At 48.0% G+C, this 14448-nt stretch carries 12 protein-coding genes; 8 read left to right on the plus strand and 4 right to left on the minus strand.

All coding sequences use genetic code 11. The features are described from left to right. Nucleotides 1–194: 194 nt before the first annotated feature. The 3 genes from ACO0LI_RS24675 to ACO0LI_RS24685 form a co-directional block, all read right to left on the minus strand. Nucleotides 195–1139 carry a CHAD domain-containing protein gene (locus tag ACO0LI_RS24675; protein WP_423035970.1) on the minus strand — a complete coding sequence of 315 codons (945 nt, stop codon included), beginning with the start codon at nt 1137–1139 and terminating at the stop codon, nt 195–197. Between the two features lie 84 nt (nt 1140–1223). Further along, on the minus strand, nt 1224–1613 hold the full coding sequence (locus ACO0LI_RS24680) for a translational machinery protein (RefSeq protein WP_422977665.1): 390 nt from the start codon (nt 1611–1613) through the stop codon (nt 1224–1226). Nucleotides 1614–1743: 130 nt separating this feature from the next. After that, entirely contained in the window at nt 1744–1962 is a 219-nt protein-coding gene (locus ACO0LI_RS24685) for a hypothetical protein (protein ID WP_423035972.1), read from the minus strand. Between the two features lie 278 nt (nt 1963–2240). Between ACO0LI_RS24685 and gnd the strand changes: the two genes are divergently transcribed. The 8 genes from gnd to ACO0LI_RS24725 are packed head-to-tail and all read left to right on the plus strand — an operon-like array spanning nt 2241 to nt 12709. Then, nucleotides 2241–3293: a phosphogluconate dehydrogenase (NAD(+)-dependent, decarboxylating) gene (gene gnd / locus ACO0LI_RS24690; protein WP_422952321.1), complete on the plus strand. Its 1053-nt coding sequence runs from the start codon at nt 2241–2243 to the stop codon at nt 3291–3293. Continuing rightward, nucleotides 3293–4078, plus strand: coding sequence for an HAD family hydrolase (locus tag ACO0LI_RS24695; protein ID WP_423007277.1), 786 nt, complete (start codon nt 3293–3295; stop codon nt 4076–4078). The genes gnd and ACO0LI_RS24695 overlap by 1 nt, the downstream gene beginning before the upstream one ends. Nucleotides 4079–4098: 20 nt before the next feature. Next, nucleotides 4099–5229, plus strand: coding sequence for a transaldolase (gene tal / locus ACO0LI_RS24700; RefSeq protein ID WP_423035974.1), 1131 nt, complete (start codon nt 4099–4101; stop codon nt 5227–5229). Continuing rightward, nucleotides 5226–7391, plus strand: a complete 2166-nt coding sequence (tkt, locus tag ACO0LI_RS24705; protein WP_423035976.1) for a transketolase — start codon at nt 5226–5228, stop codon at nt 7389–7391. The genes tal and tkt overlap by 4 nt, the downstream gene beginning before the upstream one ends. Before the next feature lie 5 nt (nt 7392–7396). After that, nucleotides 7397–9064: a phosphoglucomutase (alpha-D-glucose-1,6-bisphosphate-dependent) gene (gene pgm / locus ACO0LI_RS24710; protein ID WP_423035978.1), complete on the plus strand. Its 1668-nt coding sequence runs from the start codon at nt 7397–7399 to the stop codon at nt 9062–9064. 3 nt (nt 9065–9067) lie between these two features. Continuing rightward, the gene (locus ACO0LI_RS24715) at nt 9068–11452 is read left to right on the plus strand and encodes a phosphoketolase family protein (RefSeq protein ID WP_423035980.1); all 2385 of its coding nucleotides are present in this window, start codon (nt 9068–9070) and stop codon (nt 11450–11452) included. A 13-nt stretch (nt 11453–11465) separates the two neighbouring features. Next, nucleotides 11466–12398, plus strand: a complete 933-nt coding sequence (locus tag ACO0LI_RS24720) for a DnaJ C-terminal domain-containing protein (RefSeq protein ID WP_422952315.1) — start codon at nt 11466–11468, stop codon at nt 12396–12398. Continuing rightward, nucleotides 12395–12709, plus strand: coding sequence for a chaperone modulator CbpM (locus ACO0LI_RS24725; protein WP_422977651.1), 315 nt, complete (start codon nt 12395–12397; stop codon nt 12707–12709). The genes ACO0LI_RS24720 and ACO0LI_RS24725 overlap by 4 nt, the downstream gene beginning before the upstream one ends. A 349-nt stretch (nt 12710–13058) precedes the next feature. Here the strand turns inward: ACO0LI_RS24725 and ACO0LI_RS24730 are convergent, their stop codons facing one another. Further along, nucleotides 13059–14435: an efflux RND transporter periplasmic adaptor subunit gene (locus ACO0LI_RS24730; protein WP_423035982.1), complete on the minus strand. Its 1377-nt coding sequence runs from the start codon at nt 14433–14435 to the stop codon at nt 13059–13061. Nucleotides 14436–14448: the final 13 nt, after the last annotated feature.

The following is a 14448-nucleotide window of genomic DNA, read 5'->3' on the forward strand; positions in this document are numbered from 1 at the left end:
GTTATCACGCACACATACTGGCAATGCGCTTTGAAAAGTGTCCAGGCCATGTGCGTCGAAGCATCCAATTTCACAGCTAGCCGACCATCGTCCATCGGATAAGGGAATGGCGAATGGACTGATTATCCAGTCACGATAACTAAGCTTGAATCCTTTACTCACACTATTCTCACTTTAAGAAGAAAATTTGATGTTCACTTAAGGTCCGGTAGATTTATGTGTTTATATAACTTCCAAAGTGGACGTAACTTGCGCTGTTGAGGTATGGATTGCGAAAGCACATACCCACGCGAAAAGTTACAACTTGCCAGATGATCTGGCTTATCTTGAATCAAATCAAGCAGTAGTATTTCAGCGACTGCAGCATCATTACTGACGCCCAAATTGTCCTGCAAGGCACTTAATGAAGCTAAGTATCTATCCATATCCTTTTTAGGAAACAAATCCCGAAAGAATATGCATGAATAGCGGGATCGCTTCACTGCTATCCGAAATTTGTGATTTTCAGAAGGATTTGCATCCTTATCTTGCTTAAGAAGGTGATTGCCAATCTTAAGTAAATGCCGTTGTTGACGCATTAAAATTTTCTTTGCTACATGCGGGATTTTTTTATTCCATTTCTTGTTCTTATGAGAATTGTCAGGCTCAGCAGATTTTTCTTGCTCAAGCCAATTTGATAAGGCAGACATCATTTGTGAAAAACCATTTTTACTTACCGCATCGTAGGCATTCTTCTCCTCTTTGTTGGTGATATTTAATGCAGTTTTTCCCAGGGTGGACATTTTTAATTCTGCCGGAGCGATTGCTTCGATTTCGATTAGTGACGAATCTGACAGTACTCGCCAATCCCGGGCCAATCCCAATTTTAATGATAAGTTGTCCAGATCAGTCTGCAGCGTTGTGGATAGCGGTGCAATCTCGTTAAACAACTCCAATGCGGACGATAAACGACGTAGACTTATATGCATTTGTCGAATGTGCTCAGGATTGTCGCGAAGTTGCATTGCTAGCTTGTTTTCTTGAACTTGTCTTAGGCAATTTCTTATTATTATTTTCACAGCTGACTCTGCCTTCATTTTGCGACGCAATTTCACTTCGTGTATTTTTACTGTCGCAGACTGCTTCACTTGTGGTAACAAATTCACCTCCCAGTTTTAGTGTGATATGACGCTAATACATTCGATGCTATTGATGGATTTAATGATTGATTGCATCTTCAAGACCTAAATTGTTGCGGGTTTAATTTCTTTGAGAAAATAAATTCGTGCATAAGCCAAGAGTTGCGCATCACTTGGATGACCTACTGTCTCTACACTTACAACCTTCTGTGCAATTGCATCATGGTGTTTCAGGAGATACTTCATCAGTTCCAGTTTTTCAAATCCAGGCCCAACAATCAGAATTTCCAGCGAGTCTTTTAGCTTGGCGGCGATATCATCAAAATATTGCGTATCCTCAGGTGCCCGGCCTGCTCCCACATTTCCTGCCTTGGTATGCAGATGAGGATGAGTAGAGTGAGTATGGATAATGTCAGTCTCTGCAGTATCCGCATTGAAATGAATTATGTGAGCCTGGACATGATCTATCCATACAAGGACAAGATTAGTTGACATGAAATTTCTTTCTGGGTAGGTGTAAAGACTGATTTGCAAAGAGGATGCGAATCAATAAAGGAGAGAGTCGCAATTGCCGTCGAGCTTGCAACACGGTCCAGGGAAGTGGTACTTACTAAACTTGTCGCCACTATTTGCTATTTTTGTCTGCTTCGTTAAATCCGTGCAGAGGCATGTCAGCATCCACGGCAATAGGGTCACTGGCGGGAAATGTTTCTTTCAAAGCTTCGTCTAAAGCTTTATCCACATCGTCTTCAATATCTGTCATCTTCGGTTGCACATGCGGGATGATTTTAGGTTGAATTTGGAGATGCTTCTTTGATTTTGAAGTAGTCGATTTTTTACTCATTTTAGTGTCAAACCTAGTTATCAAAAAAATGCGAAAGAGCGTCTTTTATGCCTCTTTTTTACTTCTTTGTATATCGATTTACTTCAAGATTATTTGCGGTGAATTTCTGTACATTCATAAAGCTACCGAACAAGTACATACTCAAGTGCTTATTCGAATTTTAAACGTATCATGCTGAATTTATTCTGTGCTGTCTGTGTGCCATCGAACAGATGGCTTGCTTATTTTGGCTTAATCTATAGCTTGTCCGTACTCTCACTTAAAGCAGGTAAACGACTATGCAAATGGGCATGATAGGTTTAGGCAGGATGGGCTCAGGCATGGTTAGGCGTCTGCTTGCAAGTGGGCATGACTGCGTTGTCCATGACTCTTTAGAGCAGGCAATGTCTGAAGTTGAAGCGGATGGTGCAAGTGTGGCCATTTCCTTGCAAAATTTGGTGCTGCAGTTGTCAACACCCCGAGCCATTTGGCTAATGGTGCCAGCAGCAATCGTCGACGGTGTATTGGCAAGTTTATTGCCCTTGCTTGCAAGGGGCGACATTGTTATTGATGGCGGAAATTCTTACTATCGCGACGATATACGACGTAGTTCTGAAATGCAGGAGCAAGGGATACACTACCTTGATGTCGGAACGAGTGGTGGCATAGCAGGTCAGGAGCGTGGCTATTGTCTGATGATAGGTGGCGAAGCCAACACCGTTGCTTATATGCGTCCAATATTTCTGTCTCTTTCACCTGGCGTTGCACTCGCTACCCGTACACCAGGACGTGTGCTCAATGCGCTTGAAGTTAATGATGCTGAACAAGGATTTTTACACTGTGGTGGTTATGGCGCAGGTCATTTCGTCAAGATGATACACAACGGTATTGAGTATGCAATCATGGCCGCCTATGCTGAAGGATTAAACATTCTTCATAGCGCCAATATAGGCAAGCTAGAGTTTAAAGTAGATATCGATGCTGAGAGTACTCCGCTACGCAATCCAGAATTTTATCAGTACGATATGGACTTACCTCAAATTACTGAGGTATGGCGTCGTGGTAGTGTTATTAGCTCCTGGCTGCTTGATTTGACCGCATCGGCCTTGCTTCAAGACCCTCATCTACAAGCTTACGCAGGGCATGTGGCTGACTCCGGCGAGGGCCGCTGGACTATCCTTGCTGGGATTGAAGAGGCGGTTCCCATTAGCGTGATGAGTGCTGCATTGTTTGAGCGCTTCGCTTCTCGAGGAAGGGGGGACTTTGCCAATAGGATGTTATCCGCAATGCGCAATGAATTTGGTGGGCATGTGGAAAAACATAATGCATCTCCCATAGAGAGCCCTCAATAATGTCACCTGAAAAAGATCTTGAGCTTGAAGAAATGCCTGTCAGGAAGAACCTGGTATTTTTGATTGACGCTGACAACACTTTACTCAACAACGACCAAATTTTATATGAATTAGGCCAGCTTCTTTATACAGATTTTGGTTCTGAAAGTGCCGCGCATTATTGGGACATCGTTGAGCAACTGCGCGTCGAATTAGGGTATGCAGACTACTTTGGTGCATTGCAACGCTTCCGGTCTGATCAAGCCTTTTCGATAGAAAATGAGTTTGGCCATAAGCATAGTGCAAACAATCAAGCATTACTGCGGATATCAAGTTTCCTGATGGATTATTTATTTGCAGACCGCTTGTACCCTCATGCTCTGGAGTTGATCGCGCAGCTTGAAACGATAGGAAGCACTGTTATCGTTTCTGATGGAGACATAGCTTATCAGCCACGGAAGATTCTCCGTTCTGGTTTATGGGACGCGGTGGATGGAAGGGTACTGGTTTATATTCACAAAGAAAAAATGATTGCGGCCATCGTTCATCAATACCCAGGGCAGCACTATGTGATGATAGACGATAAATTGCGGGTGCTCACCGCAATGAAGAAACTTATGCAAAACCGACTTACAACCGTATTCGTCCGCCAAGGTCATTTTGCTTTAGATGCAGACACATTGGCTATGTATCCACCTGCAGACATCAGTGTTGATTGCCTGGGGGACCTGATGGACTATAAGTACAACGCATTTGTCAACTTTGACAGTCCAATTGCTGTTAAGTCGTGGCCATTCTCTAGTTAGAAATATTAAATGGAACCAATATGAATGCTCATACCAGCCAATTGCGCGATCTGGGTCAAAGTGTGTGGCTGGATAATATTCATCGTGATCTACTCGAAAGTGGCACATTGCAAAGCTACATCGTCGATTTGAATGTGAGTGGTTTGACTTCAAATCCTACCATTTTCCAACATGCCATAGGATCAGGGACTAGCTATGACTCAGCCATTGTCCAACTCTCTAAAGAGGGATTGACTGGCCAAGAACTCTTTTTTACGTTAGCTCTAGAGGATTTGACGCAGGCAGCGCATTTGCTTGGCCCTATATTTGAAGCAAGTGATGGCGTTGATGGCTGGGTGTCGCTCGAAGTGTCGCCGCTCTTAGCACATGACACGCTCAATATGCTAAGAGCCGCTACGCACTTACACAATCAAGCGGCATTACCTAACCTGTACATCAAAATCCCAGCCACCCCAGCGGGGATGCTGACGATTGAGCAAGCCACCTTCGATGGCATTCCGATCAACGTTACTTTATTGTTTTCGCGTGAACAGTACCTGGCAGCGGCAAATGCTTATTTAAGAGGTATGGAACGACGTCAGCTTGCGGGCTTACATTTACACGTCCATTCAGTTGCCTCTTTGTTCGTGAGTCGCTGGGATGTTGCCGTGAAAGAGGAAATATCTCCTGAATTTCATAACCGCCTTGGTATAGCCATTGCTATGCAATGTTATCAAGCCTATTGCGAGCTGTTAATCTCTGAACGCTGGCAAAACCTGGCGGTTAATGGTGCAATGCCCCAACGGTTGCTATGGGCCAGCACCGGGACTAAAGATACAAATGTATCGGACACGATGTATGTTGAAGCCTTAGTGGCTGCAAATACAATCAATACCGTTCCTGAGAAAACACTTTTGGCATTTGCAGACCATGGCAAGGTAGCTACAGTATTGCCAAAGGATGGAGGCTATGCAAACGAGGTGGTGGAAGAATTCAGGCGTGAGGGTATTGATGTCGAAGCGCTTGCATCCCGTTTGCAAGACCAAGGTGTTCTCGCATTCACAGCTTCATGGAATGAAATGATGTCCGTCATCGAGGATAAGTGTAAACAAATTGACCTGGCTGCAAATTCGACAAACACCGCCGCACTAACAATTAGTTCCTTTTCATGAATGCCGACCATACTCTCAAAGAGAGTAGTGGTACAGACAGGCAAGATTCGCTTGCCGCGCTCGATGTGCTTTGTATCAATACCTTGCGTACGCTCTCCATTGACATGGTAGAAAAGGCGAAATCGGGTCACCCTGGCACCCCGATGGGTGCAGCGCCAACTGCGTATTGTGTTTGGCAACGTTATCTGCGATTTGATATCGATGACCCTGGGTGGCTCAATCGAGATCGTTTTGTGTTGTCTGTCGGTCATGCATCAGCTTTGTTATACAGCATGCTTTATTTATGTGGTGTCAAGTCGAAAGCCGATGATTTTTCTGACAATCTCGCCGTCAGCATGGCAGATCTGCAAAGCTTTCGTCAGGCTGGCAGCCGCTGCACAGGCCATCCGGAACACGGCTGGACTGCGGGGGTAGAAGCTACCACAGGGCCACTTGGTCAAGGTTTGGCGAACAGTGTTGGCATGGCAATTGCGCAACGCTGGCTGGCCGCCACCTACAACAGACCTGGCTATGCCCTGTTTGACTACAATGTTTACACCTTGTGTGGTGATGGCGACATGATGGAAGGTATCAGTGCTGAAGCGGCCTCCCTGGCAGGCCATTTGGAATTGGCCAATCTTTGCTGGATTTACGACAGCAATCACGTCAGCATTGAAGGTACGACTGCAATCACCTTTACAGAAGATGTCGTAGCAAGATTTCGTGCCTATGGCTGGCAAGTCATCAGCGTAGCTGATGCGAATAACCTGGATCAACAGACCAGTGCCTTACAGCGTTTTGTCGACACCCAGGACAGGCCAACGCTGATCGTCGTGCAAAGCCATATAGGCTATGGTGCACCCCACAAGCAAGACAGCCGGGAGGCACATGGCGAACCACTTGGCATTGACGAAGCGAGGCTGGCAAAACAGTCTTATCACATGGACCCGGATGCGCAATTTGCCGTACCTGACGGCGTGCAGGCACACTTCAGTGCGCAATTTGGTCAACGTGGCAAAGACGCCCATACCTCGTGGAACAGCTTGTTTGCCGACTATTGCCAGCAGCATCCCCAACTAGCAAAACAAATTGATTGCATGCAGGCCGGTGAATTGCCAGACGGCTGGGATCTCGCCTTACCTGACTTTTCACCAGACCAAAAAGGGCTCTCCACACGAGAAGCCTCGGGCAAAGTCTTGAATGCCATCGCGTCACACATGCCATGGCTGCTTGGCGGCGCAGCCGATCTGGCACCATCCACCAAGACAAATTTGAATTTTGACGCGGCAGGTGATTTTGAAGCCATTGTCACCATTGACAATGCCTACTTCAGTGCTGAACTGGGGAATGAATCTGCCAGTTATGCAGGACGAAATTTTCATTTCGGCATACGTGAACATGCCATGTGTGCTATCGCCAACGGCATGGCACTCTCCAGGTTACGGCCTTTTGCAGCCAGTTTCTTCGTATTTACCGACTATGCGCGTGCGGCAATCCGCTTGTCTGCAATGATGGGCATGCCGGTCATTTATCTTTGGACGCATGACTCGATTAGCATGGGCGAAGACGGTCCTACTCACCAGCCTGTAGAGCAGCTCGCGTCATTTCGTGCCATGCCCGGCATGGTTTTACTGCGCCCGGCGGACGCGAATGAAGTGCTGGAAGCCTGGCGGGTGATCATGAAAACCAGTGATCGCCCTTCCAGCCTGGTCTTGTCGCGGCAGGCATTGCCTACGATAGACCGACAAAAATACGCCAGCGCCAGTGGAGTCGCAAAGGGTGCTTATATACTCGCCGATGCGGTCGATGAAAGACCAGAAGTACTGCTGCTGGGAACGGGAAGCGAAGTTGCACTCTGTATTGCCGCTTACGAGCAATTGAGCGCAGAAGGCGTTCGCGCCCGCGTCGTCAGCATGCCATCCTGGGATTTATTTGAAAGCCAGAGCGAAGCTTATCGTGATCACGTATTGCCACCAGGCGTGCTGGCCCGGGTATCGGTTGAAGCAGCATCGGCATTTGGCTGGGAACGTTATACCGGCCAGCACGGCACGATGATATCCATGCAGTCGTTTGGCCTTTCCGCCCCGGGCAAAGTAGTCGAAACACATTTTGGTTTCGATGTCTCCCATGTCGTTGCGGCAGCCAGGGCGCAGGCATTACGTCATCGTTCATCTATCGGGTAAAAACCATGACAACATCTATTCATCCACTGGCAGGCAAACTGGCACCATTGTCTTCACTGATCAACGTTTCAAAATTGGTCACAGCTTATTTCACTTTAAAACCGGATCCATCCGTTCTGGAACAAAGAGTCAAGTTTGGTACATCCGGGCATCGTGGATCAGCTTACGACAGTACATTCAATGAAGCCCACGTGCTGGCAATTACACAGGCAATTTGTGATTTTCGTAGCTTAAATGACATTAATGGCCCACTTTTTCTGGGTATGGATACGCATGCCTTATCCGAACCGGCATGCGCCAGCGCCATGGAAGTACTGGCGGCCAATCGCGTCGAGGTCATGCTGGCGAGCAATGATGAATACACACCTACCCCGGCCATCTCCCTTGCGATATTGAGTTACAACAAGCGGCGCGATCATCTCACAGGCCTGGCAGACGGCATCGTTCTTACTCCGTCCCACAATCCACCGCGTGACGGCGGGTTTAAATACAATCCAACTAACGGTGGTCCGGCCAATCAGCAAATTACCGAATGGATAGAAAACGCAGCAAATCAATATCTGGAGAATGATCTGGCCGGTGTACGCCGCATCACCAGCAGCAAAGCCATGCAGGCAAAGACCACGCATCGTTACAACTTCATGGATTTTTATGTCGATGAAATTGGCAGTGTCATCAATATGAATGCCATTCGTGATGGACAGATACGCATCGGCGTAGACCCGCTTGGCGGTGCCGGTGTCCATTATTGGTCAGCCATCGCAGACCGCTATCAGTTAGACCTGACAGTGGTCAATAACGTGATTGATCCCAGCTTTGCTTTTATGCCGCTAGACTGGGATGGTCAGATCCGCATGGACCCGTCTTCAAAATATGCCATGCAGGGCCTGATCAGCATGCAAGACAAGTTTGATATTGCCTTCGCCTGCGACACCGACCATGACAGGCACGGTATTGTCAGCAGGTCGGCGGGCTTGCTGCCACCCAACCATTATCTCGCAGTTGCCATTGATTACCTCTTTACACACAGGCCACAGTGGGCTGGTTCTGCTGGAATTGGCAAAACCGTCGTCAGCACACAATTGATAGACAGGCTGGCAAAAAAACTGGAACGAGGCCTGTACGAAGTGCCAGTAGGTTTTAAATGGTTCGTTGATGGCTTGCAGAGTGGTGCTCTGGGTTTTTGTGGAGAAGAAAGCGCAGGGGCGAGTTTTCTGCGCATAGATGGTTCGGTGTGGACGACAGAAAAAGATGGTATTTCCACCGCCCTGCTGGCAGCAGAAATGACAGCAAAAACAGGCTACGACCCTGGTGTTTTGTACCGCAAACTGGCAAACGAATTAGGCGAACCCTTTTTTGAACGCGTAGATGCCCCGGCAACAAGGCAGCAAAAACGAAAACTCGCGGCTTTATCTGAAAAACAGATCAGCGTAGGCGATCTTGGTGGTGACAAGATAGAACAGATACTTACTCGTGCTCCTGGCAATAACAATGCGATCGGTGGGATCAAGGTCGTGACTGCCAATGCCTGGTTTGCTGCACGCCCCTCTGGCACAGAAGACACTTACAAAATATACGCAGAGAGTTTTATTGGTGAAGCGCATCTTCAGCAAGTTCTTCATGAAGCTCAGAACGTTGTTGATAATGCAATTTTATCATTGGAAGAAGGGTAGATCATGGACACATTTAATCCCTATACTTCGCATCCTCTTTCTGCCGAGCTGCTAGAAAAAATGCATGGCTACTGGCGTGCGGCAAACTATCTCACCGTGGGGCAAATCTATCTTCAGGCGAATCCTCTTCTCAAAGAACCATTGAAACTGGAGCACATTAAACCTCGCCTTTTAGGGCATTGGGGTACAACTCCCGGTTTGAATTTTATCTATGTACATTTAAACAGGCTGATCAAAGAGAACGACCTCAATATGATCTATGTGATTGGTCCCGGCCACGGTGGGCCAGGTATCGTTGCGCATACCTATCTTGAAGGTTCGTACACAGAACACTATCCTGCCATAGAACGGAATCAAAACGGCATGTTGCGATTGTTCCGTCAATTTTCGTGGCCAAACGGCATTCCTAGTCATGTCTCGCCAGACATCCCAGGCTCTATTCATGAAGGCGGTGAATTAGGCTACTCCCTGGTACACGCTTATGGCGCAGCATTTGATAATCCCGACCTGATCGTTGCATGTGTCATTGGTGATGGTGAAGCCGAAACTGGTGCTTTGGCGGCGAGCTGGCATTCGAATAAATTTCTCAACCCCGCACTGGATGGCGCGGTGCTCCCCATTCTTCATTTGAATGGATATAAAATTGCTAATCCTACAGTTCTTGCGCGCATTAGTCGTGAAGAGTTGTGTGAATTGCTGCGAGGCTATGGTCATGAACCTTACTTTGTCGAGGGTGATGATCCAGCGTTGATGCATCAAGCCTTGGCAGCGACACTTGACGCTGTGTTGCAGAAAATCAGAGACATTCAACATCTTGCACGCAATGCCATTGCGAAAGATGAATTGCAACGTCCCCGTTGGCCGATGATCGTATTTTGTAGTCCCAAAGGCTGGACAGGACCCAAATTCGTTGATCAATTGGCGGTCGAGAATACGTGGCGGGCACACCAGGTGCCGATTGCTGACTTCAAAAATCCACAACATCTGGCTCAACTTGAAGCGTGGCTGCAAAGCTATCAGGCCAATAAGCTTTTTGATGAAAATGGCAGATTATTGGAAGAGTTGGCGGACCTGGCTCCGACCGGACATCGACGTATGGGGGCTAATCCGCATGCCAATGGTGGGCGCATGTTACAAGCTTTGCAAATGCCTCACATGCATGATTATGCGGTTGCTGTTCCTATGCCCGGCTTGGTTAAAGCTGAGGCAACGCGCGTACTTGGAGATTTCTTGCGGCAGGTGATGCTCAATAGTCTTGATGCAAAGAATTTTCGCCTCTTTGGTCCTGATGAGACCGCGTCGAACCGCCTTGATGCCGTCTTTAAGGTGACCGGCAAAGCCTGGATGGCAGACATCAAGGACATTGACCTTCACCTTAGTGTCAATGGTCGGGTCATGGAAGTGTTAAGCGAACATCTTTGTCAGGGCTGGCTGGAGGGTTACTTGCTCACTGGGCGGCATGGCCTATTTTCTTGCTATGAAGCGTTCATACATATTGTTGATTCAATGATGAATCAACATGCAAAATGGCTTAAAGTCTGCAATGACATCCCGTGGCGCGCACCGATTGCGTCACTCAATTATTTGCTGACTTCGCATGTCTGGCGCCAGGATCACAATGGCTTCTCACACCAGGACCCAGGGTTCATTGATCATGTCGCCAACAAAAAATCTGAGGTGGTTCGTATTTATCTTCCTCCTGATGCCAATTGTCTATTATCAGTCACCGACCATTGCCTGCGCAGCCGCAACTATGTGAATGTCATTGTTGCTGGTAAACAGCCAGAATGGCAATGGCTGGATATGGCAGCAGCAATTCGACATTGTACTGTTGGTGCGGGTATTTGGCAGTGGGCGAGCAATGATATCGGAAGCCCAGATGTAGTTATGGCTTGCGCAGGCGATGTACCTACACTAGAAACCATTGCAGCAGTTAGCTTATTGCGCAGCTATGTACCGGGAATTCGTATCCGTGTAGTCAATGTCGTTGATCTGATGGTGTTGCAGCCTCAGTCTGAACATCCCCATGGTCTGGATGATAACGAATTTGATAACTTATTTTCGACTGACAAGCCAGTCATATTTGCATTTCATGGTTACCCGGCATTGGTACATAAACTGACTTACCGGCGACATAATCATAGCAATTTTCATGTTCGTGGTTATCGGGAAGAGGGCACTACCACAACACCGTTTGATATGGTCGTATTGAATAATCTTGATCGCTACCAGTTGGCACTTGACGCGATTATGCATATACCACGCTTTAGCGATCAGATACCAATTGCACAGGCACGATACTGGACAACGATGGAGCGTCATAAACGCTTTATATGTGAACATGGAGAAGATTTGCCCGAGGTAATTAATTGGCGCTGGATAAATTAAAGACTGGATTCCCATGAAATATAAAGATTATTACGAAGTTCTGGGTGTAGACAGGACGGCGACATTAGATGATGTCAAGAAAGCCTATCGCAAGTTGGCTCACCTGTATCATCCCGATATATCAAAAGACCCAAAAGGCGAGGAGAAATTCAAAGAAATTGCTGAAGCTTATGCTACTTTGAAGAACACAGATAAACGCGCAGACTACGACAAAATAGGCAGCCATAAAAACGGTGAAAATTTCACGCCACCTCCTGAATGGCAAGCGCAATACGGAGCAGGTGCTTCAAGTTTTGATGATGTTGATATTTCCGATTTCTTCAGTGCATTCAGGTCAGGCGGGCAAAAAAGAGCACATTCACCAGTGCGAGGTGAGGATTATTCGGTTTCCGTTTCCGTGCCACTCGAAACAATCTTTCACGGGGGACCAGTCAATGTATCTGTCGAAATGCCAGAATATGACCAACATGGCTTGCCTCATCGCAAGCCTCATACTTTTCGGATCACCATCCCAAAAGGAGCGCAAGAAGGTCAGCGCATGCGGCTTGCTGGCAAAGGTGGCCCTGGCCTCAATGGCGGTCAATCGGGTGATCTCTATGCGGTTCTGACAATTTCTCCGCATCCTTTGTTCAGGGTCAGTGGCAGTGACCTGTATTTTGACTTGCCACTGTCTCCTTGGGAAGCAGCACTTGGCGCGAGCATGCAGATTCCGACTCCTGGCGGCAATGTAGAACTCAAGGTAAAGTCAGGCACATCTTCGGGACAGCGTCTGCGCTTGTCAAAACGCGGGTTACCAAAAGTAGACGGACAAATCGGCGATCTGTATGCAGTTGCGCAAATTCAGGTTCCAAAAGAAATTAGCAAGGCCGAACAAGATATCTACCAACAGCTTTCTGGACTATCCACCTTCCAGCCCCGTGCCCACTTCAACTTGGAGGCTAAATGAACGTTCAAATTGCAGAATGGACTTTGCTCAATGATCAAAATGCCTGCTCCATCACTTACCTGTGTGACGTATCAGGCTTATCAGAAGGGGAAGTCAATGAGTTGATTGAAAATGGTCTAATTACTCCGATTGACGACAATGCGATGGCAAAGATATTTCCTATGCATTCCATTGTTACAGTGAGCAGTGCCCGCAGGCTGCGTGACGACTTTGAATTGGATAGTCATGGCATGATACTGGCACTCACCCTGATGCAGCGCATAGATGACTTGCAAAGTGAGTTACAACAGCTTCGTGCACAATTCAATTAAGTGAAAATAGTAATCTGATAGTGTAGGCTTTTGTTGCCATAGTGGATTCAAGTTCGAAGTGCAACTTGATCTTAGTGCGATTGAATCTGAGCCTGAAATACTTCGAGTGATTTTTGTAGTCAAGGTATTTTTAGGTCGATTCATGTTTCGTGGCTTCTTTTGCAAACGTATTTCAGTAGCAATCTTTTTGTTTTATCATCAGGTGGTGTTGTTGGTACATGCAGAATTTGAACATCCTAAAGCAATGCCATATATTGTCTTAATGGATTTTCATCTGTTCTGGCAAAGATTCCAGATTCCTTTCTATTCCCTCCAAAACCAAGAGTTAATTCTGTGTTCGATCTAATACTCACCGCACCTTGACTGCTGCTTTGTCCTTGAGCTTGCTATCTGGGTACACAATCACTTGGGTGCCTACGGGTAGCCCCTCTTTCACCCAGGCACTGACGCCATTGCGTGCTTCTACGCTGACTTCTTTAAGGACAGCGTGGTTCTTTTCAACGACAAATACGCCAGAGCGGGAGCCTATAGGGAACAGGGCGCTCACCGGTACCATGATGACATGGTCCACCACTTGCACCAATACCCGCACGTCGACCTTGAAGGCGTCGCCCAATGCCTGCCATTGCGCAGCCGGGGCTATTATGTCGATGACCACGTAGACGCGCTGCTCTTCTACGCCCAGCGCCGACACTTTAGTAAATGCAGCTGGCTCAACCCAGCGCACCTTGCTACTGAGCGCTTCTGCACCGCCCCAGTTCAGTAATTGTACGGCAGTACCTGAGCGCACTTGAGTTGCGTCTTCGGTCAGGAGATCAACCACCACTTCCAGCTTGGTCGGGTCACCTAGTTCCAGCAAGCCTGCGCCTGCCGCTACACTTGTTTCGCTTTGCTGCAAGATCTTCAACACTTTGCCGCTGACTGGTGCCTTGATAGCAAAGCTGGGCTGCGAACCACCCAACGGCGCTTGCGCAAACTGTTTTAGCGCAGCGCGAGACTGTTCCAGATCATGCCTTGCTGCATTTTCTTCCTGTCGCGCAGTTTCCAGTTCGTGGATGCGCAGGTTCAGATTGAGCCGCCCGGTTTCATTCTGATTGGGCGATACAAAGCCTTGTCTCGCCAAGGCTTCACTGCGCCTCAAGTCTGCCTGGGCCTGATCCAATGCCGCGTTCGCATGCCCCACGTTGGCCTGGGTGCGCGCCAGCGATGCTGCCACACTAGCAATGCGCGCACTTTGCTCGTCGCGGGCGCGCTCGTCCAGTAAGGCAGGTGCCATTGGCCACAACAGTGCCACGGTATCACCTTGTGTGACGCTGTCGCCTTGATTTAGTAGTACCCGTCCCACGCGGCCTGCCAGTGGAGTAGAGACAATGTAGCGGTTGCGCACACGAGTTTTGCCATATTCCTGTATGGCGCGTTCAAACCGGCCTTGGGTCACCTTGGCTACTTCCACGCTCAGCGGCTTGGGTTTGAATACCCACACCAGCAGCGCGATGACTACGAGGCCCACGCTCGCGATGATCAGATAGCGTTTCAGTTTGGTCTTAGGTTTAGTTGCTGGTGCATGTGCAGGTGGGGCAGTGGCGGGCGGAACAGGCGACGTGCCTGCCGTCGGCGCAACGGGTGTTACTGGCAGAGCCGCAGGTGCGACTTGTGTCGGAGAGGGAGGTGCCGGCGGTACCGTGCTCGGCTCTTGTGCGCTTGTTGGGGGCGAGCTATCAGTCATATTGAATCCAGGT

Source organism: Undibacterium sp. Tian12W, from assembly GCF_049339405.1.
Classification (GTDB): Bacteria; Pseudomonadota; Gammaproteobacteria; order Burkholderiales; family Burkholderiaceae_D; genus Undibacterium.